The organism is Rathayibacter sp. SW19, from assembly GCF_030866825.1.
Classification (GTDB): Bacteria; Actinomycetota; Actinomycetes; order Actinomycetales; family Microbacteriaceae; genus Rathayibacter_A; species Rathayibacter_A soli.
This window is the reverse complement of the sequence record NZ_CP133020.1, coordinates 2,662,468-2,684,339: the sequence shown is the minus strand read 5'-3', so window position 1 is coordinate 2,684,339 and position 21,872 is coordinate 2,662,468. Positions and strand designations below refer to the sequence as shown.

Sequence of the window (21,872 nt, the reverse complement as noted above, 5' to 3'; positions counted from 1 at the left end):
TGGGCCTCGTTCACTCTGCCTCATTCACTCGGTAGAGCTGGATCGATGCGGGCGACATCGTCACGGTCGACCCCGGTGAATGCCTTGCTTCCACCCCGGGTGCCGATTCCGGCGGCCTGTCGGCTGCGCTATCCCAGAGCAGGCAGTACCCGGTGACACCGAGCTGCGCCGGCAGCGTGACCGGCACCGAGGTTTCCAGGCCGTGCACGATGAGCAGGGTGCGCCCGCTCTCGGTGAACTCGTCGGTGTTCGCGGCGAGATATTGCAGCGTGCGATTCTCGGGCGACTGCCAATCGGTCACATTCATAGTGGCGCCGCTTGCGTCGTACCAGTCCATCCGGGCAGCGTTCGGGACGGCTTCACCGGTCTTGCCGTAGCGCACCGGTCGCAGCCCCGCGTTGTCGCGACGCAAGCGGATCAGCAAGCTGACTGTTGCGAGCAGGTCCCGTTGTGCCGGTTCCAATTCCCAGTCCAACCAGGTGAGTTCGTCGTCGTGGCAATATGCGTTGTTGTTGCCGCTCTGCGTGCGGCCGAATTCGTCTCCCGCTGTGATCATGGGCACGCCCGCGGAAAGAATGAGGGTGGCCATCAGGTTGCGGATCGCCTTGCAACGAGCAGCCAGGATCGCGGGATCGGTCGTGTCGCCTTCGACGCCGTGGTTGTACGAACGATTGTCGTTCGTACCGTCTCTGTTGTCTTCGCCGTTGCCGATGTTGTGCTTCGAGTCGTATGCCACCAGATCGGCCACGGTGAATCCGTCATGGGCCGTGATGAAATTGACGGATGCGAGAGGGCCGCGTTCCGCTGCGAACGTGTCCGCCGAGCCGGCGATCTCGGTCGCCAGCGCACCGATCCCACTGCTCGGTTCGCCGTTCGAGCGGGCGTCGGCGATGTCCCGCAACCAGAACGTGCGGGTCCGGTCGCGGAATTGGTCGTTCCACTCCGACCAGCCGTCGGGGAAGTTGCCCGTCTGCCAGCCGCCCTGTCCGACGTCCCACGGCTCAGCGATCTTCTTCACGTCGTGCAGGTGCGGGTCGTCGAGGATGCCGTACAACAGCGGATGATCCCGTGTGTACTGCAGGTTCTCGTCGCGCCCCAAAGCGACGGCCAGGTCGAAACGGAAGCCGTCGATCTGCACGTCGTTCGCCCAGTAACGCAACGAGTCGTCGATCAGGTGCCGAACGACAGAATGGCTCGCGTTCAGCGTGTTGCCGCACCCGGTCACATCGATGTAGTTGCCGTGCTCGTCTTGCCGATAGTAAGCCGCGTTGTCCAGGCCGCGGAAGCTGCTGGTTGGCCCGTCGGGCCCCTCTTCTGACGTGTGGTTGTACACGACGTCGAGAATCACTTCCAGCCCTGCCTCGTGCAGGAGTTTGACCATGCCCTTGAATTCCCGCAGCACGGCTGCAGAGCCGGCGGCTTGTGCGGACCTCGTGGCATATGCTGCGTGCGGTGTGAAGAAGTTGAGGGTGTTGTAGCCCCAGTAGTTCGACAGACCCTGCTTGACGAGCCGTTCTTCCGAGACGAACGCGTGCACAGGCAGCAACTCGACAGCCGTTACGCCGAGACCGAGAAGGTGCTCGATAGTGGCGGGGTGGGCAAGCCCGGCATACGTGCCGCGCAGTTCTGCCGGCACGGCCGGGTTCAGCTTGCTGATGCCTTTCACGTGCGCTTCATAGATGACGGTGTCATCCAGCGGCGTGTTCGGTTTCTTGCTCGCGCCCCAGTCGAAGGAGTCATCGACGGGCACGGCCCGCCATCCACCCGAACCGGCGCGCGCGAGCCCCTTGGCATACGGGTCGAGGAGGAACTTGTCGCGGTCGAACGCGTTCGGCGGTGCGTCCGGGCCCGATGCGCGCAATGCGTAGCGCATTCCGGCGCGCAGCGTATCGGAGTGTGCGGTCCACACGTCTCCGGCGCCGCGCGTCATCGGAATCTTCTCGGTCACCCAAGTGGGGTCGCCTGTCGCGAAAACGCACAGCTCGATCGCGTCTGCACTGTGCGACCAGACGCTGACGGAGCAGCCGTTCGTCGTGAGGGTCGCGCCGAGCGCGCTCCAAGCATCCGCCGAGGTCATGAGTTCTACAGTAATGAGTATGACGGTCTACCTTGACCACGCGGCCACGACACCCGCGTCTCCTGCCGCGATCGAGGCGTACGCGCGGGCGATGGCGACGGTGGGCAATCCGTCGTCGATCCACAGCGCAGGTCAGGCAGCGAAGCGGATGCTCGAGGAAGCACGCGAGCAGGTTGCGGCCACGCTCGGCTGCGAGCCGATCGAGGTCGTGTTCACCTCGGGCGGCACCGAGGCGATCAACCTCGCGCTCAAGGGGCTGTACTGGCAGCGCAATCACGCCGCTGGTCGCCCAGCGAGAGCCCACTCCGCTGGTCGCCCAGCGAGCGCCCACTCCGCTGGTCGAGTAGCGAGCGCCCACTCCGCTGGTCGAGTAGCGAGCGCTAGCGAGCGTATCGAGACCCGTATCCAGACCCCTACCGACACCCGCGCCGCGACCCGCACCCGCATCCTCGTGCCCGGCGGTGAGCACCACGCGACCATCGACACCGTCGAATGGCTTGAGCAGTACGAGGGCGCGACGGTCCAGTGGCTCCCGCTCGACGAAACCGGCGCGCTCCGGCTCGACGCGCTTGAGCAGGCGTTGACCGACGACCCGGAATCGATTGCGCTAGTCACAATGATCGCGGCCAACAACGAGGTCGGCACCGTGCAACCCGTGCGGGCAGCCGCTGCGCTCGCGGCAGCCGCCGGCGTGCCATTGCATGTCGACGCGGTGGCCGCCTACGGGCATCTGCCGATCGATTTCAGCCTGCTACGCACGCAGAGCAGCAGCGATGCCGCCGGACTGGTCGCGTTGAGCGTTTCCGCGCACAAGATCGGCGGGCCCGTCGGCATCGGCGCGCTCGCGCTGTCCCGGCACGCGAGCGTCGTGCCGCTGATCCACGGAGGCGGCCAGCAGCGACAAGTGCGCAGCGGCACCCAGGATGTTGCAGCCGCCGTGTCGTTCGCGGCGGCCGCGCGTGAGGCAACTGATGTGCTGGCCGAGGAGTCGGCGCGGTTGTCCGCGCTGCGCGATCGGGTGATCGCCGGGGTGCGCGCAACGGTGCCCGATGCGCTGCTGAACGGACCGGAGCCCCCGTCAACCGATCGCAACCGCGCGCATCCGGATGCCGTGGTCCGGCTGAGCATGAACGCGCACTTCTCGTTCCCCGGCTGTGAGGGCGACTCCCTGTTGTTTCTGCTCGACGCCGCCGGGATCTCCGTCTCGACCGGTTCGGCGTGCCAAGCCGGCATCCCGGAGCCGTCGCACGTGCTCCGCGCAATGGGCCGTGACGAGGTGGCGTCGCGCGGTGCCTTGCGGGTGACGCTGGGGCGCACGACAACGGATGCGGACATCACCGCGTTCCTCACTGCGCTTCCGTCCGCATACGCACAGGCTGCGCGGGCCGGCCTTGCTGATCGCGAGACCGAGTTGGGCATCCGCTAGCGTCTGTTTCAAAACGACGGACATTTTTCCGCAAACGCGGCGCGTCGCACATCGCGCGCGGCGAGTCGCCGAATATCTCCGTCGATTTGGTGCGCTCTGGTGACACCCGGGTGGCGCTTACACTGGAACGCGTGAAAGTTCTTGCGGCAATGAGCGGCGGCGTCGACTCTGCGGTGGCGGCTGCGCGCGCCGTCGATGCAGGGCACGAGGTCGTCGGGGTGCACCTCGCGCTCAGCCGGATGCCGGGCACCCTGCGCACCGGCAGCCGCGGCTGCTGCACCGTCGAGGACTCGATGGATGCGCAGCGCGCTGCCAACCTCATCGGCATTCCGTACTACGTCTGGGACTTCTCCGAACGCTTCAAGCTCGACGTCGTCGACGACTTCATTGCCGAGTATTCCGCCGGGCGCACGCCGAACCCGTGTCTGCGGTGCAACGAGAAGATCAAGTTCGCGGCGCTGCTTGAAAAGGCGCTCGCCCTCGGGTTCGATGCCGTGTGCACCGGCCACTACGCGGCCATCCAGACGGATGCCGCCGGCAACCGCGAGCTGCACCGCGCCAGCGCCTGGGCGAAGGACCAGTCATACGTGCTCGGTGTGCTCAGTGCGCAGCAGCTGGCGCACGCGATGTTCCCGCTCGGTGAGACGCCGTCGAAGGCACTCGTGCGGGCCGAGGCCGCCGAGCGTGGTTTCAGCGTCGCGACCAAGCCGGATTCGCATGACATCTGCTTCATTCCGGACGGTGACACGCGGGCCTGGCTCGGTGAGCATGTCGGGGCGAAGCCGGGGGAGATCCTCGACCGCAGCGGCAACACGGTCGGCAAGCATGACGGGGCGAACGCGTTTACCGTCGGACAGCGTAAGGGGCTTCAGCTCGGTGTGCCTGCACCGGACGGCAAGCCCCGGTTCGTGCTAGAGGTGCGGCCAAAGGACAACACGGTCGTTGTTGGACCGCGCGAAGCGCTGGACCTTGCACAGATTGCTGGTTCCCGGTTCACCTGGGCCGGGCTGCCTCCGGAGCAGCCCGAGCTGCCGTTCGCGTGCGACGTGCAGATCCGCGCGCACTCCGACCCTGTGCCGGCAACTGCCGCGCTCGTCGGCGGCGAATTGGTGATCACGCCTGCTACGCCGCTCAACGGTGTCGCGCCCGGCCAGAGTGCGGTGATCTACCTCGGAACGCGCGTGCTCGGTCAGTGCACGATCGACCGCACGGTCGGCGCGGTCCCAGTCAGCTGACGTGCTCGGCATTCGCCGTCAATCGGCCGGATCGATGCGCCGTAGTCGTGGTACCGCTGACTTCGAATGTTGCGCTCGAAGCGTTTCCGGGCAACATACTTGTTCCGGTCGATGCGTCCGAGCTTGGGCGGGACTCGGTTGCCGTCGTGTCGCAAGTCGGACCGGTCAGCCGGGAGTTCGTTGAACCGTACACGATGGGGCACGTCCCGAGCCACGTGATCTCAAGTATTGCCGACGGTATTCGACTGGTGTTGGGTATCTGAGCCCACCACGATGCGTGGCGGTCCGCAAGAGGAACGGTGAGCGGGACGGCAATGTTTTTCTCGCCGCGAGCGCGGCCGGACTTCCACGCGATTCCGTCGTCAACGTGACAGCTATCGCGACGCTCAACAGGGCAGACCTTGCTGACTACGTCGGGCAGGTGCCTGATGTTCTGCTCGAGGAAGTTCACCGCGGTGCAAGACGAGTCGTGGAGTTGTGAGCGCCCCGACTCGCCAGCAGAACTGCCCTCAAGCGGAACCGTAGCTTTGGGTTGCGCGAACGAGGAGCAGGCCTGTCGCGCTTCAGGAATGAGCAGTTGCTCGGGCCGGCCATAGTAAGCCTCGTTGAACCCATCAGGGCGGGCCACGGGGATGGGGACCGATTTGGCAGTGACGGTGCCGCCCAGACCGTCCGTTAGCGGATCGCTCTCAGGTACGGCTCAAGCCGTCGGTCTCCGGTCGGGGATCCCACCGCATCGATTCGGAGCGAATCGAGGAAGAAGTGCGTGAGGTTGCTCACCCGGGGAGAGCCTCGATCGGCTGCCCACTGCAGCGGGCGCAGGAGCCCTGGTCGGATGCGGAGGATGCGCTGGCGGCGTCCGGCAATACTGAACGCGAGTTCTTCCAGTTCGCGGTATGTGAGGATCTCGGGGCCGCCGATGTCCCAGCTTGTTGGCGGCTCGGCGAGATGGCCGACGATGAATTCTGCGAGATCGGCTCCATGGATGGGGTTGACCTTCGCGGTGCCGTCGCCGAGGGTGAATCCGAGCCCCTTCTTCGCCAGGAGCAGGAAATCGGTGACATCGGAGAAATAGCCGGACGGGTTGACGATCTGGCCTGCCACGCGGCTGCGGCGCAGCGTCTCGGCGAACGCGTGCTTGGAGCGCATGGTCAGTGACGTGCCGATCTCCGAACGCAGGACATTGATATAGAGGAAAGATGCAGACCCGTGGCGCTCCGCATCCTCCAGTAGACGCAAGTTGCCCAGGAAGTCGATATCCCACGGGCTCGCTTTCTGCCGGGTGACTCCCAGAGCGGAGACGACGCGGTCTGCACCCTCGCAGGCGCCGCGCAACGTTGTCGGATCCAAATAGTCCACAACTTTCCACTCGGCAACGTGTCCGCGCAACGATGGCGCGCCGAATGACCCAGGCGCTTCCGCCTGTTCCCGTGACCGAACAAGGGCGCGCACCCGAAAGCCCCGAGAGTCCAGCGCCTCGACAACATGTCGTCCGACATAACCGGTGGCTCCCGCGACAACGATCGTCTCACTCATGCATGCCCTCCTATTCCTGTACCGATCGGTACACGAACTGAGTCTACAATCAAGAAGATGTCTCGTCCACCCCGCCCCCTCGCTGTATCCACGGCCAGGCGTCTCTCCGCGGCCGCGGCGGCCGCGTTCGCCCAGAGTGGGCTCGACGGCGCGTCGCTGAACGGCATCCTGAGGCGGGCCGAGATGGGCAAGGGCTCCTTTTACCACCATTTTGCCGACAAGGCAGCGCTGCACGACTGGGTGACCAAGCGCCTGTCTACTGACCTGCTCGAGGAAGTCCGCCCGCCGCCACTGGAAGCGCTGACCGCAGCAAACTTGCGGCCGGAACTGTCGGAAATGCTCGACCGGCTCGGTCGAATCGCAACAACGCGCCCCGAGCTGATGGATCTCGGCCGCATGTTCCACAATTCCGCTGACGCCGCCGCGGACCGCGCGATCGCGCGAGTGCGCCGCACCGTAACCGACTGGGTGACGGATGCTCTCCGAATCGGGCAGACACTCGGCATCATCCGCCGGGACCTACCCCTCGACCTGCTGACCGCCTGGACCATTGCCTCGCTCACCACCATCGACCAATGGGCGCTGACCGCAACAACTCCCGTCAGGGCATGCCGCGCCGCAGCGCAAACGGCACTCGATGGCCTCTGGCAGGTCCTTACCACCGGACCCACCGACAGCCAGCATCCGTCGCCGACACCATGAAACGCACTGGCGAGAACCTCCCCGACACGATCGGCCCGCGAGCCGGACGTGCACCGCCTCGCGGAGGGCCTGCCGATCATTGCGCGAACAGCATGCCGCCCATATCGTCCTTGATATGGAGTTCTTGAGCGTCGGCGGAGCAGAGATCGCGTTCCGGGTCACAGGATCCGGCCCTGCCCTGCTCGCGCCGGAATGCAACTACACGTGGGATCCCGAGCTGGAAGAGTTGATGGCGCGCCGGTTCACCGTGATCGTTGCCTCGCCAAGGGACTTCGGCGCGAGCACCCGAACGGGTGGGCCGTACGTTCCTGCGCTCTGGGCGTCTGACATGGCTGCGGTGACGCGTCACCTCGGATATCAGCGCGTGCTGTTCTTCGGCTACTCGTTCACCGGCGTGTTCGGCCCGTGGCTGGCACTACAGCTGGCCGAACAGATGTCAATCGCGGCGGTGGCGTCCGGGGGTTTCCCGCTGCTGGGCGACTACGGGATCACCTCCCGCGATGTGGACGCCCAGATGGGGCAATTGGAGCAGGACAGGGATACCTGGGCACGATGGGAAAGCAGGTTCGATCCTCGAGCCGGCGCGGCCTTTTATCGCGATCTGGCCGGGCTGGCTCCGGATGCTCTGGTTGACAACGCGCCTTGCCCGCTGTACTGCTTCTGGGGCGACCACGACGAGGAAGCCATTGGTCGGATAATGCCGCACAGCATGCTCGGCGAAGGCTTGACCCGCCGAGGCGTCCCGTGGAAGGAGTACTCCGGGTACGACCACGAGGGGCTCAACAGCGAGTTGAAGGTTGCATGGCCCGAAACCGAGACCTGGCTACTGCAACAAGCACACGACCTGCAGATCTGAACCCGTCAGCTACAGAGCGGAGAGCCCAATACGCAGAATGCCACAGGCGGTGCGACCCGTTCATAGCAGTGTTCATGGCAGTGTTCATGGAAGTGTTCATGGCAGTGGCCTCAATGTCGGCGGCACTGATTATGCTGAGTCCGTGGCAGAGAAGGCAACGGTCCAAAAGGCAGCGGCACAGCAGGCAACGGCCCAGAAGGCAACAGAAGACCTGACCCTCGAAGAAGCATCGTCGCAGGCGGGCGACCTGACGACGCGCATCCTAGGGGCTCGCGACGCCTACTACGAGAAAGACGCCTCCGTGTACTCCGACGAGGAGTACGACGGCTTCATGCGTCAGCTGCAAGAGCTGGAGCGGCTGTTCCCCGAACTGCAGAGTCAGGACTCGCCGACGCAGACGGTGGGCGGGCGCGCCGAGACGACTCTGTTCGCTCCTGTGACGCATGCGGAGCGGATGCTGAGCCTCGACAATGTGTTCTCGATTGACGAATTCGACGCCTGGGCTGCCAAAGTCGAGCGCGACGCCGGTCGACACGTCGACTACCTCTGCGAGCTCAAGATCGACGGGCTGGCCATCAACCTGCGCTACGAGAACGGCGTGCTCGTCACGGCCGCCACGCGCGGCGACGGGGTCGTCGGTGAAGACGTGACCGACAACATCCGCTACGTGAAAAGCATCCCGCAGCGGCTGACCGGCACAGGGCATCCGCCGTTGGTCGAGGTGCGCGGTGAGGTGTACTTCGAGGTCGAGACATTCCGCCGGTTGAACGCGATGCAGGCAGAAGAAGGCGAGCGAATCTTCGCGAACCCGCGCAACGCCGCGTCGGGCAGCCTGCGCCAGGTGCGCGAGAACAAGAGTCCGGCAGCCCTGGACCGGATGTACCGCAGGCTGACGACGCTCTCCATGCTCGTGCACGGCATCGGGGCATGGGAAAACCCGCCTGTGAGCAGCCAGTCGGAAGTGTACGGGCTGCTGAAGACTTGGGGACTGCCGACGAGTTCGCACTTCCGGGTCAAGCCGACGAAGGAGGGCGCCGCCGAATTCATCAGATACTTCGGCGAGAACCGCGGCAGCGTCGAGCATGAGATCGACGGCATCGTCGTCAAGGTCGACGAACTGGCGCTGCATGCTGAACTCGGCGCAACCAGTCGTGCGCCGCGCTGGGCCATCGCCTACAAATACCCGCCGGAGCAGGTCAATACGAAACTGCTCGACATCGTGGTCAGCGTCGGTCGCACAGGGCGGGTAACACCGTTCGCCGTCATGCAGAAGGTGCGCGTCGCCGGTAGCGAGGTGCGCCAGGCGACGCTGCACAACCAGGACGTTGTGAAGGCCAAGGGCGTTCTGATCGGCGACACCGTCGTTTTGCGTAAGGCGGGCGATGTCATTCCCGAAATTCTGGGGCCAGTCGTCGAACTGCGGGACGGCACAGAACGAGAATTCGTGATGCCGGAGTTCTGCCCCGAGTGCGGCACGCGCCTCGCCCCAGCGAAGGAGGGCGACGTCGACCTCCGATGCCCGAACACGCGCGGATGCCCTGCGCAAGTGCGCGGTCGAGTCGCGCACGCGGGTGGACGCAGCGCCCTCGACATCGAGGCCCTGGGTGAAGTCGCCGCCGCCGCGCTCACGCAACCGCTGAAGCCCGCACGCCCCCCACTGCCGACCGAGGCCGGGTTGTTCGAGTTGCGTCTGCAGGACCTGTTTCCAATTCGCGTCATCGTGCGCGACAACGAAACGGGGCTGGAGAAGCTGGGGGAGGACGGCAACCCGAAAGAGGATGCGCCGTTCCGTCGCCTGCGCAAGAAATCCGGCAAGGGCGCAGACCCGGCATTCGATCCAGCAGCCGAGGAATTCGACGGTGACGAAGACTACGTTCCGTCGAAGAACGCGCACGAACTGCTCACCAACCTGGAGAACGCGAAAACACGCCCGCTTGCGCGCATCCTGGTTGCGCTGAACATTCGGCATGTCGGCCCGGTGGCCGCCCGCGCTCTCGCCGACTATTTCGGCTCGCTCGACGCCATTCGCGGCGCAACCCGAGACGAACTCGCCCAGGTCGATGGCGTCGGTGAGATCATCGCAGACGCACTGCTCGAATGGTTCACGCTCGACTGGCATCGCGAGATCGTCGACCGCTGGGCTGCCGCCGGAGTGCAATTCGCGACCCCGGGACACCCAGGGCCCGGCGCCGCGGCTGCGGCGGGCGGGGTGCTCGCGGGCCTCACCGTCGTCGCAACGGGCACGCTGGAAGGTTTCACCCGCGAAGGTGCGCAGGAGGCGATCGTCGCAGCGGGAGGCAAAGCGGCGTCCAGCGTTTCCAAGAATACGGACTTCGTCGCAGCAGGGCCCGGTGCCGGTTCGAAGTTGACGAAGGCGGAGCAACTCGGGGTGCGGATCCTCGATGCCGACCAGTTCAGACGGCTCGTCGAGGGTGGCCCCGACGCAATTTGACCCGACGATGATAAGATCGCGGGCTGAGGCACGCGGGTCGGCGCGATCGCCTGAACTGCGGACCGTTCGGTGGTTCGCGATATCATGAGGGCTGTTCATCTGTCGACCCGAAAGACAGCCTGTACACGTTTCGCTAGAGGGGGGCGGTGCGGGTGCGCGTTGTGGTCGCTCTCACAACGATCGCCTCGGTGTGGTCATTGGGTGTCGGTGCTGGCTTGCCGATCCTCCATGATGTCTCACCCGCGGCGGCGACGACGAGCGTTGACGCGCCCGCAGTCAGCGTCAGCGACCGCGTTCCGGCAATGCTCGATACGATTTCGCAGCTGAAACCCACAAAAGTCTCCTCCTACGTGGAGCAGAACCGGTCCGCGATCGAACGCACCCTCTCGTCCGTTGGGAGCGCGCGCGGCGTCGTCGATTGGTGGGCCGGGTTGTCTGGGGTGGAGCGGGGGTTGCTGTCGCGAGACGCGGCATCCGTGCTGGGAAATCTGGATGGGCTTCCGGTCAGCGTGCGCGACAAAGTCAACCGGGCGCAGCTGACTTCTCGGTTGACGTCACTCTCCGGCAAAGCGAATGATCACCCCGCTGCGATCACAACGGCGCAGACGGTCGAGCTTGCCGGCCTTCGCAGCATCAACGCGGCACTGCGCTCCGAGCCCGGCGGCCCGAAGCGCTCCCTCGTTACCTTCGACCCGACCGGCAGCGCCCGTGCGGCCATTGTGATCGGGGACCTTGATCGGGCCGATGCGGTGAGTGTTCTGGTGCCGGGCATGTCGTACACGGTCGAAGGCCAGCTTGTCGACTGGGCTTCGACAGCGCAGGCGGTCTATGACGAGCAACGAGCCTGGCTGCGACGCCTCGGCACTCCGTCGCGCACCGTTGCGACGGTCGCGTGGATCGGTTACAAGACTCCGGACCTCGGCACCGTGCTCAGCGCACACGACGCTCAGGCCGGTGCCCAGGAACTCGACCAGTTGCTCGCGGGCATCCGCGCGCTCCGAAGCGGGCACCAGCCGTACCTGAGCGTCTTGGCACACTCATACGGTTCGACGACCGCCCTACTCGCGCTTTCCACGGGCACGGTCGGTGTCGACGCCCTTGCTGTGGTCGGATCACCCGGCAGCCCAGCGGCGTCCGTCGTGGATCTGGACGTGAAGGGCGGCAACGTTTACGTCGGCTCTGCTGCGTTCGATCCGATTGCAGGAATCGGATACTTCGGGCCTGATCCGGGCAGCAGCGCCTTCGGGGCGCACCGGATCAATGTCGGTGCCGGCATTGACCCGGTCGATGGTCACATTCTGCTGCCCGCGCTCGGCCACAACGGCTACTTCGCACTTGGAACCCAGTCGCTGCGAAATCTCGCTCTCGTCGGCATGGGTGAAGGTGCGCTGACGACGCGGCCCTGACCTTACCGCCGCAACTGCGGAAACTGGCCTGCCGCAACTCCCGAATACAATTGAGGGGCAAACCCCTGATTACCACGATGGAGACGCATGCCTGAAATCAGCACAGACCAGGTGCGACACCTGGCAAACCTGGCGAGGATCGACCTCAGTGAGGACGAGATTGCGAGCCTCACCACGGAGTTGGGGCAGATTGTCGAGGCTGTCGCACAGGTGAGTGCGGTTGCTGGGGATGGCGTTCCGGCCACCAGCCATCCGATGCCGTTGGCGAACGTGTTCCGCGACGACGTCGTCGTGCCGTGCCTGACCGTCGAGCAAGCGCTGTCCGGTGCCCCCGATCGCTATGGCGACAAGTTTAGAGTGGCCCCGATTTTGGAAGAGGAGTAGCCACGTGACCGATCTGATTCGATTGACTGCCGCGGACCTCGCCGAAAAGCTGGCTGCTGGTGAGGTGTCAAGCGTCGAGGCTACGCGTGCCCACCTCGAACGCATCGCTGCCGTCGACACCGACGTCCACGCATTTTTGCACATCGCGGCCAATGCGGCGCTCGCGACGGCGGCACGTGTCGACGAACGGCGAGCGGCCGGCGAGGAGCTCGGACCGCTGGCCGGAGTGCCGATCGCGATCAAGGACGTTCTGGCCACCATCGACATGCCGACGACGTCGGGATCCAAGATTCTGGAGGGTTGGCTGCCGCCATACGACGCGACTGTGGTCAGAAGGCTGCGTGACGCCGACCTGGTGCCGCTGGGTAAGACAAACATGGACGAGTTCGCCATGGGGTCCTCCACGGAGCACTCGGCATACGGTCCCACCCGCAACCCGTGGGATCTTGAACGGATTCCAGGCGGATCCGGCGGTGGCTCTGCCGCTGCTGTGGCTTCGTTTGAGGCGCCGTTGGCACTCGGCAGCGACACGGGTGGTTCGATTCGGCAACCGGCGGCGGTTACCGGCTCTGTCGGCGTGAAGCCGACCTACGGAGGTGTCAGCCGCTACGGTGCGATCGCCCTTGCCTCCTCGCTCGACCAGGTCGGGCCGGTCAGCCGGAGCGTCCTTGATGCGGCGCTTCTGCATGACGTCATCGGTGGTCACGACCCGCTGGACTCCACGTCGTTGCCCGATGAGTGGACCTCGATGGCAGCAGCCGCCAGGGTGGGGCTCGCCGGGGGAGCGTTGAAGGGCATTCGTGTCGGCGTTGTGAAGGAGATCGCCGGCAGCGGTGACGGGTTCCAGGCGGGTGTCAAGCAGCGCTTCGATGAAGCACTTGCACTGATGGCGTCTGCGGGCGCTGAGATCGTCGAGGTGAGCGCTCCGAGCTTCGAGTATGCGATTGCTGCGTACTACCTCATCTTGCCCGCAGAGGCATCCAGCAACCTGGCCCGCTTCGACTCTGTGCGGTTCGGAATTCGCGTCGACCCGGCTAGCGGCCCGATCACGACAGAACGGGTGATGTCGGCGACCCGTGACGCCGGATTCGGGCCGGAGGTGAAGCGTCGTATCATCCTCGGCACGTACGCACTGAGCGCAGGCTATTACGACGCCTATTACGGCAGCGCGCAGAAGGTGCGCACCCTGATTCAACGTGATTTCAACGATGCCTTCGGCAAGGCGGATGTCTTGGTGTCGCCGAGCGCGCCGACCACCGCCTTCAAATTCGGCGAAAAGCTCGAAGACCCGCTGGCCATGTATCTCAATGACGTCACCACGATTCCCGCGAATCTCGCCGGCGTGCCCGGCATGGGCCTTCCGATCGGCCTCGCCGCGGAGGACGGGTTGCCGGTCGGCATGCAGCTGATGGCGCCAGCCCGGGCAGACGCCCGGCTCTACACGATCGGTGCTGCGCTCGAACAACTGCTCGAGGCCGAATGGGGCCACCCCATGCTCGCGCGGGCACCCGAGCTGTCTGCAACGGCGGTGCGTGGACGGCACGTAGCATTCGCAAACGAAGAAGGGGCGGCGTGATGCCAGGCAAATCCGGCGCGACAGTCGCGTTGATGGACTTCGACGAGGCACTGGCCAAGTACGAGCCGGTGCTCGGTTTCGAGGTGCACGTCGAGCTGAACACCAAGACGAAGATGTTCTGCGGCTGTGCGAACGAATTCGGTCAGGGGGCGAACACCAACACATGCCCCACCTGCCTCGGGTTGCCCGGCGGCTTGCCTCAAGTAAACAAGAAGGCGATCGAGTCGAGCATTCGTCTCGGGCTGGCCCTCGGCTGCGAGATCGCCGAGTACTCACGGTTTGCCCGCAAGAACTATTTCTACCCGGACACGGCGAAGAACTTTCAGACCTCTCAGTACGACGAGCCGATCGCGTTCGAGGGGGCTGTGACGATCGAGCTGGAGAGTGGCCGCGAGGTCACCATCCCCATTGAGCGTGCCCACATGGAGGATGACGCGGGCAAGCTCACGCACGTCGGCGGCGCGACCGGTCGCATCCAGGGCGCCGAGTATTCGCTCGTGGATTACAACCGTGGCGGGGTGCCATTGGTTGAAATCGTCACGCGCATGATCGAGGGCGCAGAAGCCGATGCACCGGAGATCGGTCGCACGTACGTCGCCGCAATCCGTGAGATCGCCAAGGCCCTCGGCGTCTCCAACGCGCGAATGGAGGAGGGCAACGTGCGCTGCGATGCGAATGTGTCCCTGCGGCCGCGGGGCAGCGGGCTGCTCGGCACCCGGACGGAGACGAAGAATGTGAACTCGTTGCGCTCGGTCGAGCGTGCTGTGCGGTATGAGATTCAACGCCAGGCTGCCGTTCTGGACGCCGGTGGCACAATCACGCAGGAAACGCGGCACTGGCACGAAGACACCGGCACGACCTCGGCCGGTCGGCCGAAGTCCGACGCCGACGACTACCGCTACTTTCCCGAGCCCGATCTGGTGCCGGTCGCACCGAGCCGCCAATGGGTCGAAGAGTTGCGCGCAACGCTGCCGGAACCTCCCGCTGCACGCCGCAAGCGGCTGCAGGCCGAGTGGGGCTTCACCGCGCTCGAACTGCAAGACGTCGTCAACGCCGACCTGCTGGACACCGTCGAGGCAACGGTCGCGGCCGGGGCGAGTCCGGCATCCGCACGCAAGTGGTGGACCGGCGAGATCGCCCGGCTCGCCAACGCGCAAGGTGTCGACGCATCATCACTGGTCACGCCGGAGCACGTGGCACAGCTCGCTGCCTTGGTCGACGCGGGCACTCTCACCGACCGTTTGGCCCGGCAGGTGCTCGAGGGAGTCATCGCGGGGGAGGGCACACCGCAGCAGGTCGTTGACGCGCGCGGGCTCGCGGTCGTGTCCGACGATAACGCGCTGATTGCGGCGATCGACACCGCGCTGGCCGCTCAACCCGACGTGCTTGCAAAGATCCGGGACGGCAAGGTGCAGGCTGCCGGTGCTGTGATCGGCGCAGTCATGAAGGCGATGCGCGGTCAAGCGGATGCAGCGCGGGTGCGCGAACTCGTGTTGGAGCGTGCGCAACAATAGTCGGTTCACAATAAGTCCTCGAAATGTCGATTGGGCACTCCGCGGTTCGCGTAGTGTTACGAATACGGAGCCGTTCAGGCTCCCTATCCGAGGGAGTCCACCATGTCGGACAAATCGCCCAAGAAGTCCTCAGCAAAGACGGCGGCGTCGAAGACGCTGAAGGAAAAACGCGCAGACAAGAAGGCGAAAGCGCAGAACAAGTCCTCGTCGCTGTAGCGGGTCACCGCCGCCGCGCGTGTCTCCTGAGGCCGGTTGACGCTGCCTAGACTGGTCTCATGGAGACTTCGAGCGCGGCGGTCACGAAAGGCGTGCGTGGCGGCAACAGGAGTGCGCGCGCATCCGTCGTGTGGTTGGCGGCCGCGATCGATGTCGTCGCGGTGTTTGTATTCGTCGCGACCGGGCGCAGCAGTCATGCCGAGGCGCTGAGCGTCGCCGGTCTTGCACAGACGGCCTGGCCCTTCCTCGGCGGAGCGCTCGTCGGGTGGTTGATCGCCGGGCTGCTCACCCGCGGTGCATGGCACAGCCCGCTCGAGGTGGTGCGTACGGGGCTCGTGGTCTGGGTGTCGACTGTCATCATCGGGATGTTGTTGCGGGTCGTAAGCGGGCAGGGCACGGCGTTAGCGTTCATCATCGTTGCGATCGTCGTGCTTGGCATGCTCTTGGTCGGCTGGCGCGCCCTGGCGATTCTGATCCGTCATCTGCGTGGTCGGCGGCCCGCGCAGCAGGCGGCAGGATGAGCGCGCTCACCGAGCCGATTCGCGCCCGCCTTCAGGAGACCCTCTCCGGCCAGCGCACCGGAGTTCCGGACTGGATCACCGCGTTCGAAGCCGGCACGGACGCCGGCTACTTCGGCCCCGGGTCGGCCGTCTGGGCAGTGCATGGCGGCATGCCGACCCTCGTCGCGGGCATCCGTGCGCTGCTGATGCAATCGCTGCACCCGGGTGCGCTCGCTGGCGTGCACGACTGGTCCGACTACCAGAAGAACCCGCTCGCGCGCCTGGCAGGAACCATCCGCTGGATCTTCACGGTCAGCTACGGTGACACGACCCAGGCGGTCGCAGGCTCTGACTGGGTCAAACGTCTGCACGAACGCATCGTGGGCGGCTACGTCGACGGCCACGGTCGCGAACGTCGTTACGCGGCCAACGACCCCGAGCTGTCATCGTGGGTGCACGTCGCGTTCACCGATGCGTTTCTGTCGACCCACGAACTGTGGGGCGCACCGATCCCCGGTGGTGGCGATCGCTATGTGCAGGAGTGGGCGAAAGCCGGTGAGATGATGGGCGTTGCGCATCCGCCGCACAGCGTCGCCGAATTGAAAGCGCAGCTGCACGCATTTGCGGATGCCGGTGAGCTGCGCCGCGATTCCAGGGTGGACGACGTGGTGCGTTTCGTGCGACGCCCGCCGCTGCGCACGGTGCTGAAGCCCTCTTACCGGGTTCTCTTCGCAGGTGCCGTCTGCAGCTTGGAGCCGCGCTTCCGGGACATGCTCGGGTTGCATGAGGCGCGACTCGGTCCTGTGCGCCTGCCCGTTGTCGCTGCTACCGGGTTCGCGTTGCGCCGCGCGGGTTCACTGCTCGGCCCGCAGACCCAGGGTGAGCTCGCGGCCCGACGACGCCTCGCGCGACTGGCTGTCGCCGAGTAGCAGCAGCGCGTGTTCAGCCACCGAGGCCGACTACGAGGTTGATCGTTGTCGCTAGCACGACGGTGCCGAAGATGTAAGAGAGCAGCGTGTGTCGCAGTACGATCGCGCGCAGCTGCGAGGTGCGCAAGCTGGTGTCGGACACTTGGTAGGTCATGCCGAGATCGAACGCCAGGTAGGCGAAGTCGACGAATCGCGGGTCCTCGTCCGGCGAGTTGAAGTCGATGCCCCCTTCGGGTTCTGTGTAATAGACGCGCGCATAGCGCAGGGTGTAGAGCGTGTGTATCAGGGTCCAGGACAGGGCCACGCTTGCGACGGCAAGACTGGCCAAGGTCACTCGGGCGACGGAGTGCACCGACGTCGCGTGGATGAGCAGCACAGCGACTGCCCCGAGGCTGCCGATGCTGGCCAGCAGGATCAGCAGTTCGCTGATCTCTCGTCCTGGATCTTCGCGGGTTGTGTGGATGCGGGTTTGCACAGAATCAAGTCGCCCGATAACCAGCCAGATCCAGACGATGAACACCAGGCAAGCCGCAGCCCAGCCGGCGACGGGCGCGTTCCACCATGACGTTGTCGATCCGACGGCGTATGCAACGACGATCCCGACGACGGCCATCGTAATCACACGCAATCGCGAGCGACCCTTGTCTGCGTCATCGAATGAGGATGATGTCACCTGCTGATCGTGTCACGCGCCACCCGGTGCCCGCGCCGCGCCGCGCCGCGCCGCGCCGCGTACTGTGGGCTCGATGACAGGCTTGTGTGTGCGCCGCTGCCCCTCGACCTGTATCCGGCTCAGATGCTCTGCCACCGGCCGGTCAGGTCACAGAGGCCAGCGCGAACGACAGAGCGAACCCACCGAGGGATGTGGCGACGAACAGCCAGCCGATCACGATGACCCTGCGCACGCTCTTGCGTCGGCTGTCGTGCCGTGGGGCGCCCCACAGATGGGCGTCGAGTTGCACGCGGTGGGCCTCGTCGATCAGCTTCTGGGTACCGGGAAGCGTGGTGTCGAGCGCGCCGGTATCACACTGGGCACTGATCCGGGCTGCCTCCTCGAGTGTCATGGCCAGCTGGTGTCGTTGACTCATCGTTGGTCGCTATCGCCGTCGCTGCCGATGCCGGCGGGAACGCTGAACCGCCGCCCGGCTTCGGGATGGTGCAGGTCGAACGCGGGCGACTCACTACGGATGCGCGGAATCGACGTGAAGTTATGCCGAGGCGGCGGGCAACTGGTCGCCCACTCCAACGAACGGCCGTTGCCCCACGGGTCATCGACGGTCACCTTCGGGGCGTATCGCGAGGTAATGTACACGTTCAAGAAGAACGGGATCATCGACATCCCCAGGATCGCGGCGCCGATGGTGGAGACCTGGTTCAGCCAGGTGAACCCATCGGTCGGCAGGTAGGTGTAGTAGCGGCGCGGCATTCCGATTACGCCCAGCCAGTGCTGGATCAGGAACGTGGTCTGGAAGCCGATGAACAACATCCAGAAGTGCCACTTGCCGAGCCGCTCGTTCAGCATCTTGCCGGTCCACTTCGGCCACCAGAAGTAGAACCCGCTGAACATCGCGAACACGACCGTGCCGAACACGACGTAGTGGAAGTGCGCCACCACGAAGTACGTGTCTGTGACGTGGAAGTCCAGCGGCGGGGAGGCCAGGATCACCCCGGTCAGACCACCGAACGTGAATGTCACCAGGAACCCGATCGCCCAGAGCATCGGGGTCTCAAAGGTCAGAGATCCCCGGAACATGGTGCCGACCCAGTTGAAGATCTTCACCCCGGTCGGCACCGCGATCAACATCGACATCAGCGAGAAGAACGGCAACAACACAGCCCCGGTCGCGTACATGTGGTGGGCCCAGACCGTGACGGACAAGGATGCGATCGCAATGGTCGCGTAAACGAGAGTCTTGTAGCCGAACACCGGTTTTCGACTGAAGACAGGGAACACCTCTGTGACGATGCCGAAGAACGGCAGGGCGATGATGTAGACCTCCGGATGGCCGAAGAACCAGAACATATGTTGCCAGAGCAGAGCTCCGCCGTTGGCTGCATCGAAGATATGCGCCCCGAACACCCGATCGGCGGCGGCACCGAAGATCGCCGCGGCCAGCACTGGGAAGGCCATCAGAATGATGATGGAGGTGATGAGCGCGTTCCAGGTGAAGATCGGCATGCGGAACATGGTCATCCCGGGCGCGCGCAGGGTCACGATCGTGGTGATGAAGTTCACCGCACCCAGAATCGTGCCGAACCCGCTGATACCCAATCCGAGGAACCACATATTCCCGCCCAACCCCGGCGAGAACGTCGTCGAGGCCAACGGTTGATACGCGAACCAACCAAACGACGCAGCACCCTGCGGCGTCAAAAACCCCGCCACCGCGATCAAACTGCCGAAGTTGTACAACCAGTACGCGAACGCATTCAACCGCGGGAACGCCACATCCGGCGCCCCGATCTGCAACGGCATGATCACATTGGCGAAGCCGGCGAACAACGGTGTGGCGAACATCAGCAGCATGATCGTGCCGTGCATGGTGAAGAGTTGGTTGTATTGCTCGCGGGTCTGTACCACTTGGAGGCCCGGCTCGAACAGTTGCGCCCGCATGATCAACGCCATCACGCCGCCGATGCAGAAATACACGAACGACGTGACCAGATACATGTACCCGATCGTCTTATGATCCGTCGACGTCATCCAATTGACCAGAATGTTGCCCTTACGAACCACCGACGGGGACATTCCGGGCGGCGGCGCTACCGGCTCTCGGAGTGACACCGTTGACGTCATGTGGAAACCTCCTCGTAGGCCAGGCGGGCGTCTGCACGGCTCGGAGAGTCGTCGTCTGCTGGTCCCACGAGGCAACTTAAAAGCAGCCTACTCCGTTTAAATTGTTCTGCGTCGGCGGTTATCGAACCTGGCGTTACCGTGCGTCGTCGTCGAAAGCCCAATCGAACATGTCCTCGACGAACATGCTGAACAGTGCTTTCTCGCTGCTCCACACGGGTGGATCGATGTTGACGCGCTGCCACACGATCGGGTCGATGTCGTCGAGGCTGTCGACGGGGAATCCCCAGTTGGCTGCCTCGCTCGCCTCGTCGAGGAAGAGCAGGTAGCCGCCATCGAGTTCGAGTTCGTCGGGGTCCCAGAAGAAGTTGCGCGCCTCCATCAGTTCGTCGCAACGGCCGACGGCCTCGTAGAACGCCCGCAGCGCCCGCGGCACCGCGAACGGATGCGGCTTCAGCAGTCGCGCTAATTCGGCCGCGGGGATTCCGTCGGCTTCGCTCCAGGCCCGGCCGAGATGGCGCGGAACAAGTTGCCGAAAGGTGTCGACATACGAGTGCGACATGGTCAGTTCCCGTGTTCGGCAAGAAGCGCGTCGCGCACCTGCTTGCGTAGCACCTTGCCGATCATCGACTTTGGTAACTCCTCGACCTGCACCACGTGCCGCGGAACCTTGTATGCCGTGAGGTTCTCGCGCGCAAACGCACGGATCGCATCCTCGTCGAACGAGGCACCCGGCTGCATGACCACCGCGGCAACGACGTCCTCCCCGCCGCGCTCGTGAGGGATGCCCACGACGGCGACGTCTGCGATGCCCTGTCCGCCCCGGAGGCAGTCTTCTACCTCGGTTGGCGAGACGTTGAATCCGCCGGTGATGATCAGCTCCTTGATCCGGTCGATGATGCTGACGAACCCGTCTGAGTCCATTGCGACGATATCGCCGGTGCGGAACCAGTCGTCTGCCGTCAAAGCCTTCGCCGTCTCGGCGGGTTTCTGCCAATAACCGGAGAAGACCTGTGGCCCACGTGCAAGCAACTCGCCGGATTCGCCGAACGGGCGATCGACAGACACGTTATCGGGGTCGACGACGCGAAGTTGTGTGCTGGGTAAGGCCAAACCCACCGTTCCGTCGCGGCGGCTGCTGCCGACGGGGTTCGCCATCAGCACGGGGGAGCACTCTGACAATCCGTAACCTTCGACCAGGTAGCCCCCGGTTTCCTTCTCCCAGAGCTCCACTATGCTCGCCGGCAGATTCATCGCACCCGAGATGGCGATCTGAATGCCGGCCAAGGACACTTTTCGCTCCTTCGCCGCAGCAACGAGTCGCTGATAGATCGGGGGTACGGCCGGAAGGAATGTGGGTGGGCGCTTCTTGATGACGGCTAAGACGAGGTCAGGGTCGAAGGCGGGAAACAGCACGAGCCGCGCACCCATGCTCATTGCGAAGGTCAGGCTCAGCGTCAGACCATAGGCATGAAAGAGTGGAAGCACGGCATACACGACCGTGCTCCCGCGCTCGATTGCGGGCACCCAAGCGCGCGCCTGCGCCGCATTCGCCAGCAGATTGCCGTGGCTGAGCATGACACCCTTTGGCGCCCCGGTTGTTCCGCTCGTGTATTGGATGAGGGCGAGGTCATCGAGTTCCGGGCGGGCGTGCGTGCGCTTGATCCGGCGAGTCGCGAGCATTTTCTCCCACGCGATCGTGCCTCGCGGAGCCGGTACGGTGAGCTTCTTGCGCGCGGTACGCGCAGCCGACACGGGCAATTTCAACGCCATCCGCTTGGAGATCGGCATCGCGCGCGTGAGATCGACGGTGATGACGGTGGTGACGCCGAGGTCGCGCGGGAGCTCTTGCACCGCTGCGGCTGCCTTGTTCCAGACGATCGCAACCTGTGCGCCGTGGTCTTCGAACTGATGCCTCAGTTCGCGCGGCGTGTAGAGCGGGTTGTGTTCGACTACGACGGCGCCAAGTCGCAGTATCGCGTAAAACGCGACCACGTGTTGCGGGCAGTTCGGCAGCACGATCGCCACCCGGTCACCTTTGCGCACGCCAAGTTTGTGCAGGCTGTGCGCAACGCGGGCGATTCGATCGCCGAGTTCGGAATACGTCGTGGTGGCGCCGAAGAATTCCAACGCGACGTGTCCTGGGTAGTCTGCGACCGCAGTGTCGATTAGGTGCGACAGCGAACCGGTCTGTGCGGGAATGTCGTGGGGAACATCCGGGGCGTAGTGCGCGAGCCACGGGCGGTCAGCGTAAGTCGTCATTGTCTCA

At 64.8% G+C, this 21,872-nt stretch carries 20 protein-coding genes; 13 read left to right on the top strand and 7 right to left on the bottom strand.

The window, feature by feature from the left end; translation table 11 throughout:
* Positions 1-10: 10 nt before the first annotated feature.
* Complete coding sequence (gene glgX, locus QU604_RS12455) at positions 11-2,077, bottom strand: glycogen debranching protein GlgX (RefSeq protein WP_308464948.1); 2,067 nt, start codon at positions 2,075-2,077, stop codon at positions 11-13.
* Between the two features lie 19 nt (positions 2,078-2,096).
* Between glgX and QU604_RS12450 the strand changes: the two genes are divergently transcribed.
* The 4 genes from QU604_RS12450 (at position 2,097) to QU604_RS12435 (ending at position 5,219) form a co-directional block, all read left to right on the top strand.
* A complete protein-coding gene (locus QU604_RS12450; protein ID WP_308464947.1) occupies positions 2,097-3,503 on the top strand; it encodes a cysteine desulfurase family protein in 1,407 nt (468 codons plus the stop codon).
* 131 nt (positions 3,504-3,634) lie between these two features.
* Positions 3,635-4,738, top strand: coding sequence for a tRNA 2-thiouridine(34) synthase MnmA (mnmA, locus tag QU604_RS12445; RefSeq protein WP_308464946.1), 1,104 nt, complete (start codon positions 3,635-3,637; stop codon positions 4,736-4,738).
* 47 nt (positions 4,739-4,785) lie between these two features.
* Positions 4,786-5,001 carry a hypothetical protein gene (locus QU604_RS12440; RefSeq protein ID WP_308464945.1) on the top strand — a complete coding sequence of 72 codons (216 nt, stop codon included), beginning with the start codon at positions 4,786-4,788 and terminating at the stop codon, positions 4,999-5,001.
* 14 nt (positions 5,002-5,015) lie between these two features.
* Positions 5,016-5,219 carry a type II toxin-antitoxin system PemK/MazF family toxin gene (locus tag QU604_RS12435; protein ID WP_308464944.1) on the top strand — a complete coding sequence of 68 codons (204 nt, stop codon included), beginning with the start codon at positions 5,016-5,018 and terminating at the stop codon, positions 5,217-5,219.
* Positions 5,220-5,413: 194 nt separating this feature from the next.
* On the opposite strand, the gene QU604_RS12430 is transcribed toward QU604_RS12435, so the two are convergent.
* Positions 5,414-6,274, bottom strand: a complete 861-nt coding sequence (locus QU604_RS12430) for an SDR family oxidoreductase (protein WP_308464943.1) — start codon at positions 6,272-6,274, stop codon at positions 5,414-5,416.
* Positions 6,275-6,331: 57 nt separating this feature from the next.
* Here QU604_RS12430 and QU604_RS12425 point away from each other — a divergent pair, with 57 nt between their 5' ends.
* The 9 genes from QU604_RS12425 (at position 6,332) to QU604_RS12385 (ending at position 16,809) form a co-directional block, all read left to right on the top strand.
* The gene (locus QU604_RS12425; RefSeq protein WP_308464942.1) at positions 6,332-6,976 is read left to right on the top strand and encodes a TetR/AcrR family transcriptional regulator; all 645 of its coding nucleotides are present in this window, start codon (positions 6,332-6,334) and stop codon (positions 6,974-6,976) included.
* Positions 6,977-7,091: 115 nt separating this feature from the next.
* Entirely contained in the window at positions 7,092-7,832 is a 741-nt protein-coding gene (locus QU604_RS12420; RefSeq protein ID WP_308464941.1) for an alpha/beta fold hydrolase, read from the top strand.
* Positions 7,833-7,974: 142 nt separating this feature from the next.
* The gene (ligA, locus tag QU604_RS12415; protein WP_409349964.1) at positions 7,975-10,284 is read left to right on the top strand and encodes an NAD-dependent DNA ligase LigA; all 2,310 of its coding nucleotides are present in this window, start codon (positions 7,975-7,977) and stop codon (positions 10,282-10,284) included.
* 161 nt (positions 10,285-10,445) lie between these two features.
* Complete coding sequence (locus tag QU604_RS12410; RefSeq protein ID WP_308464940.1) at positions 10,446-11,690, top strand: alpha/beta hydrolase; 1,245 nt, start codon at positions 10,446-10,448, stop codon at positions 11,688-11,690.
* Positions 11,691-11,777: 87 nt separating this feature from the next.
* Positions 11,778-12,074, top strand: coding sequence for an Asp-tRNA(Asn)/Glu-tRNA(Gln) amidotransferase subunit GatC (gatC, locus tag QU604_RS12405; RefSeq protein WP_308464939.1), 297 nt, complete (start codon positions 11,778-11,780; stop codon positions 12,072-12,074).
* Between the two features lie 4 nt (positions 12,075-12,078).
* Positions 12,079-13,650: an Asp-tRNA(Asn)/Glu-tRNA(Gln) amidotransferase subunit GatA gene (gene gatA, locus QU604_RS12400; protein ID WP_308464938.1), complete on the top strand. Its 1,572-nt coding sequence runs from the start codon at positions 12,079-12,081 to the stop codon at positions 13,648-13,650.
* Positions 13,650-15,164 carry an Asp-tRNA(Asn)/Glu-tRNA(Gln) amidotransferase subunit GatB gene (gene gatB / locus QU604_RS12395; RefSeq protein ID WP_308464937.1) on the top strand — a complete coding sequence of 505 codons (1,515 nt, stop codon included), beginning with the start codon at positions 13,650-13,652 and terminating at the stop codon, positions 15,162-15,164. Before gatA ends, gatB begins: the two co-directional genes overlap by 1 nt.
* Positions 15,165-15,439: 275 nt before the next feature.
* A complete protein-coding gene (locus QU604_RS12390; RefSeq protein ID WP_308464936.1) occupies positions 15,440-15,901 on the top strand; it encodes a DUF3054 domain-containing protein in 462 nt (153 codons plus the stop codon).
* A complete protein-coding gene (locus tag QU604_RS12385; protein ID WP_308464935.1) occupies positions 15,898-16,809 on the top strand; it encodes an oxygenase MpaB family protein in 912 nt (303 codons plus the stop codon). Before QU604_RS12390 ends, QU604_RS12385 begins: the two co-directional genes overlap by 4 nt.
* Positions 16,810-16,822: 13 nt before the next feature.
* Here QU604_RS12385 and QU604_RS12380 read toward each other — a convergent pair whose 3' ends face one another.
* From QU604_RS12380 to QU604_RS12360, 5 genes are all read right to left on the bottom strand, one after another.
* Positions 16,823-17,482: a DUF1345 domain-containing protein gene (locus tag QU604_RS12380; RefSeq protein ID WP_308464934.1), complete on the bottom strand. Its 660-nt coding sequence runs from the start codon at positions 17,480-17,482 to the stop codon at positions 16,823-16,825.
* 142 nt (positions 17,483-17,624) lie between these two features.
* On the bottom strand, positions 17,625-17,897 hold the full coding sequence (locus QU604_RS12375) for a hypothetical protein (protein ID WP_308464933.1): 273 nt from the start codon (positions 17,895-17,897) through the stop codon (positions 17,625-17,627).
* Positions 17,894-19,606 (bottom strand): aa3-type cytochrome oxidase subunit I, encoded by a 1,713-nt coding sequence (gene ctaD, locus QU604_RS12370; RefSeq protein ID WP_409349963.1) that lies wholly within the window; start codon positions 19,604-19,606, stop codon positions 17,894-17,896. Before ctaD ends, QU604_RS12375 begins: the two co-directional genes overlap by 4 nt.
* A 133-nt stretch (positions 19,607-19,739) precedes the next feature.
* Positions 19,740-20,165, bottom strand: coding sequence for a hypothetical protein (locus QU604_RS12365; protein ID WP_308464932.1), 426 nt, complete (start codon positions 20,163-20,165; stop codon positions 19,740-19,742).
* A 2-nt stretch (positions 20,166-20,167) separates the two neighbouring features.
* Positions 20,168-21,865 carry a long-chain-fatty-acid--CoA ligase gene (locus QU604_RS12360; protein WP_308464931.1) on the bottom strand — a complete coding sequence of 566 codons (1,698 nt, stop codon included), beginning with the start codon at positions 21,863-21,865 and terminating at the stop codon, positions 20,168-20,170.
* Positions 21,866-21,872: the final 7 nt, after the last annotated feature.

Excerpts from the sequence above, each read along its gene's own strand:
- glgX (WP_308464948.1), bottom strand. The coding sequence starts at position 2,077 with ATGACCTCGGCGGATGCTTGGAGCGCGCTCGGCGCGACCCTCACGACG.
- QU604_RS12450 (WP_308464947.1), top strand. The coding sequence starts at position 2,097 with ATGACGGTCTACCTTGACCACGCGGCCACGACACCCGCGTCTCCTGCC.
- QU604_RS12430 (WP_308464943.1), bottom strand. The coding sequence starts at position 6,274 with ATGAGTGAGACGATCGTTGTCGCGGGAGCCACCGGTTATGTCGGACGA.
- QU604_RS12425 (WP_308464942.1), top strand. The coding sequence starts at position 6,332 with ATGTCTCGTCCACCCCGCCCCCTCGCTGTATCCACGGCCAGGCGTCTC.
- QU604_RS12420 (WP_308464941.1), top strand. The coding sequence starts at position 7,092 with ATGGAGTTCTTGAGCGTCGGCGGAGCAGAGATCGCGTTCCGGGTCACA.
- gatC (WP_308464939.1), top strand. The coding sequence starts at position 11,778 with ATGCCTGAAATCAGCACAGACCAGGTGCGACACCTGGCAAACCTGGCG.
- gatB (WP_308464937.1), top strand. The coding sequence starts at position 13,650 with ATGCCAGGCAAATCCGGCGCGACAGTCGCGTTGATGGACTTCGACGAG.
- QU604_RS12390 (WP_308464936.1), top strand. The coding sequence starts at position 15,440 with ATGGAGACTTCGAGCGCGGCGGTCACGAAAGGCGTGCGTGGCGGCAAC.
- QU604_RS12385 (WP_308464935.1), top strand. The coding sequence starts at position 15,898 with ATGAGCGCGCTCACCGAGCCGATTCGCGCCCGCCTTCAGGAGACCCTC.
- QU604_RS12375 (WP_308464933.1), bottom strand. The coding sequence starts at position 17,897 with ATGAGTCAACGACACCAGCTGGCCATGACACTCGAGGAGGCAGCCCGG.
- ctaD (WP_409349963.1), bottom strand. The coding sequence starts at position 19,606 with ATGACGTCAACGGTGTCACTCCGAGAGCCGGTAGCGCCGCCGCCCGGA.
- QU604_RS12365 (WP_308464932.1), bottom strand. The coding sequence starts at position 20,165 with ATGTCGCACTCGTATGTCGACACCTTTCGGCAACTTGTTCCGCGCCAT.
- QU604_RS12360 (WP_308464931.1), bottom strand. The coding sequence starts at position 21,865 with ATGACGACTTACGCTGACCGCCCGTGGCTCGCGCACTACGCCCCGGAT.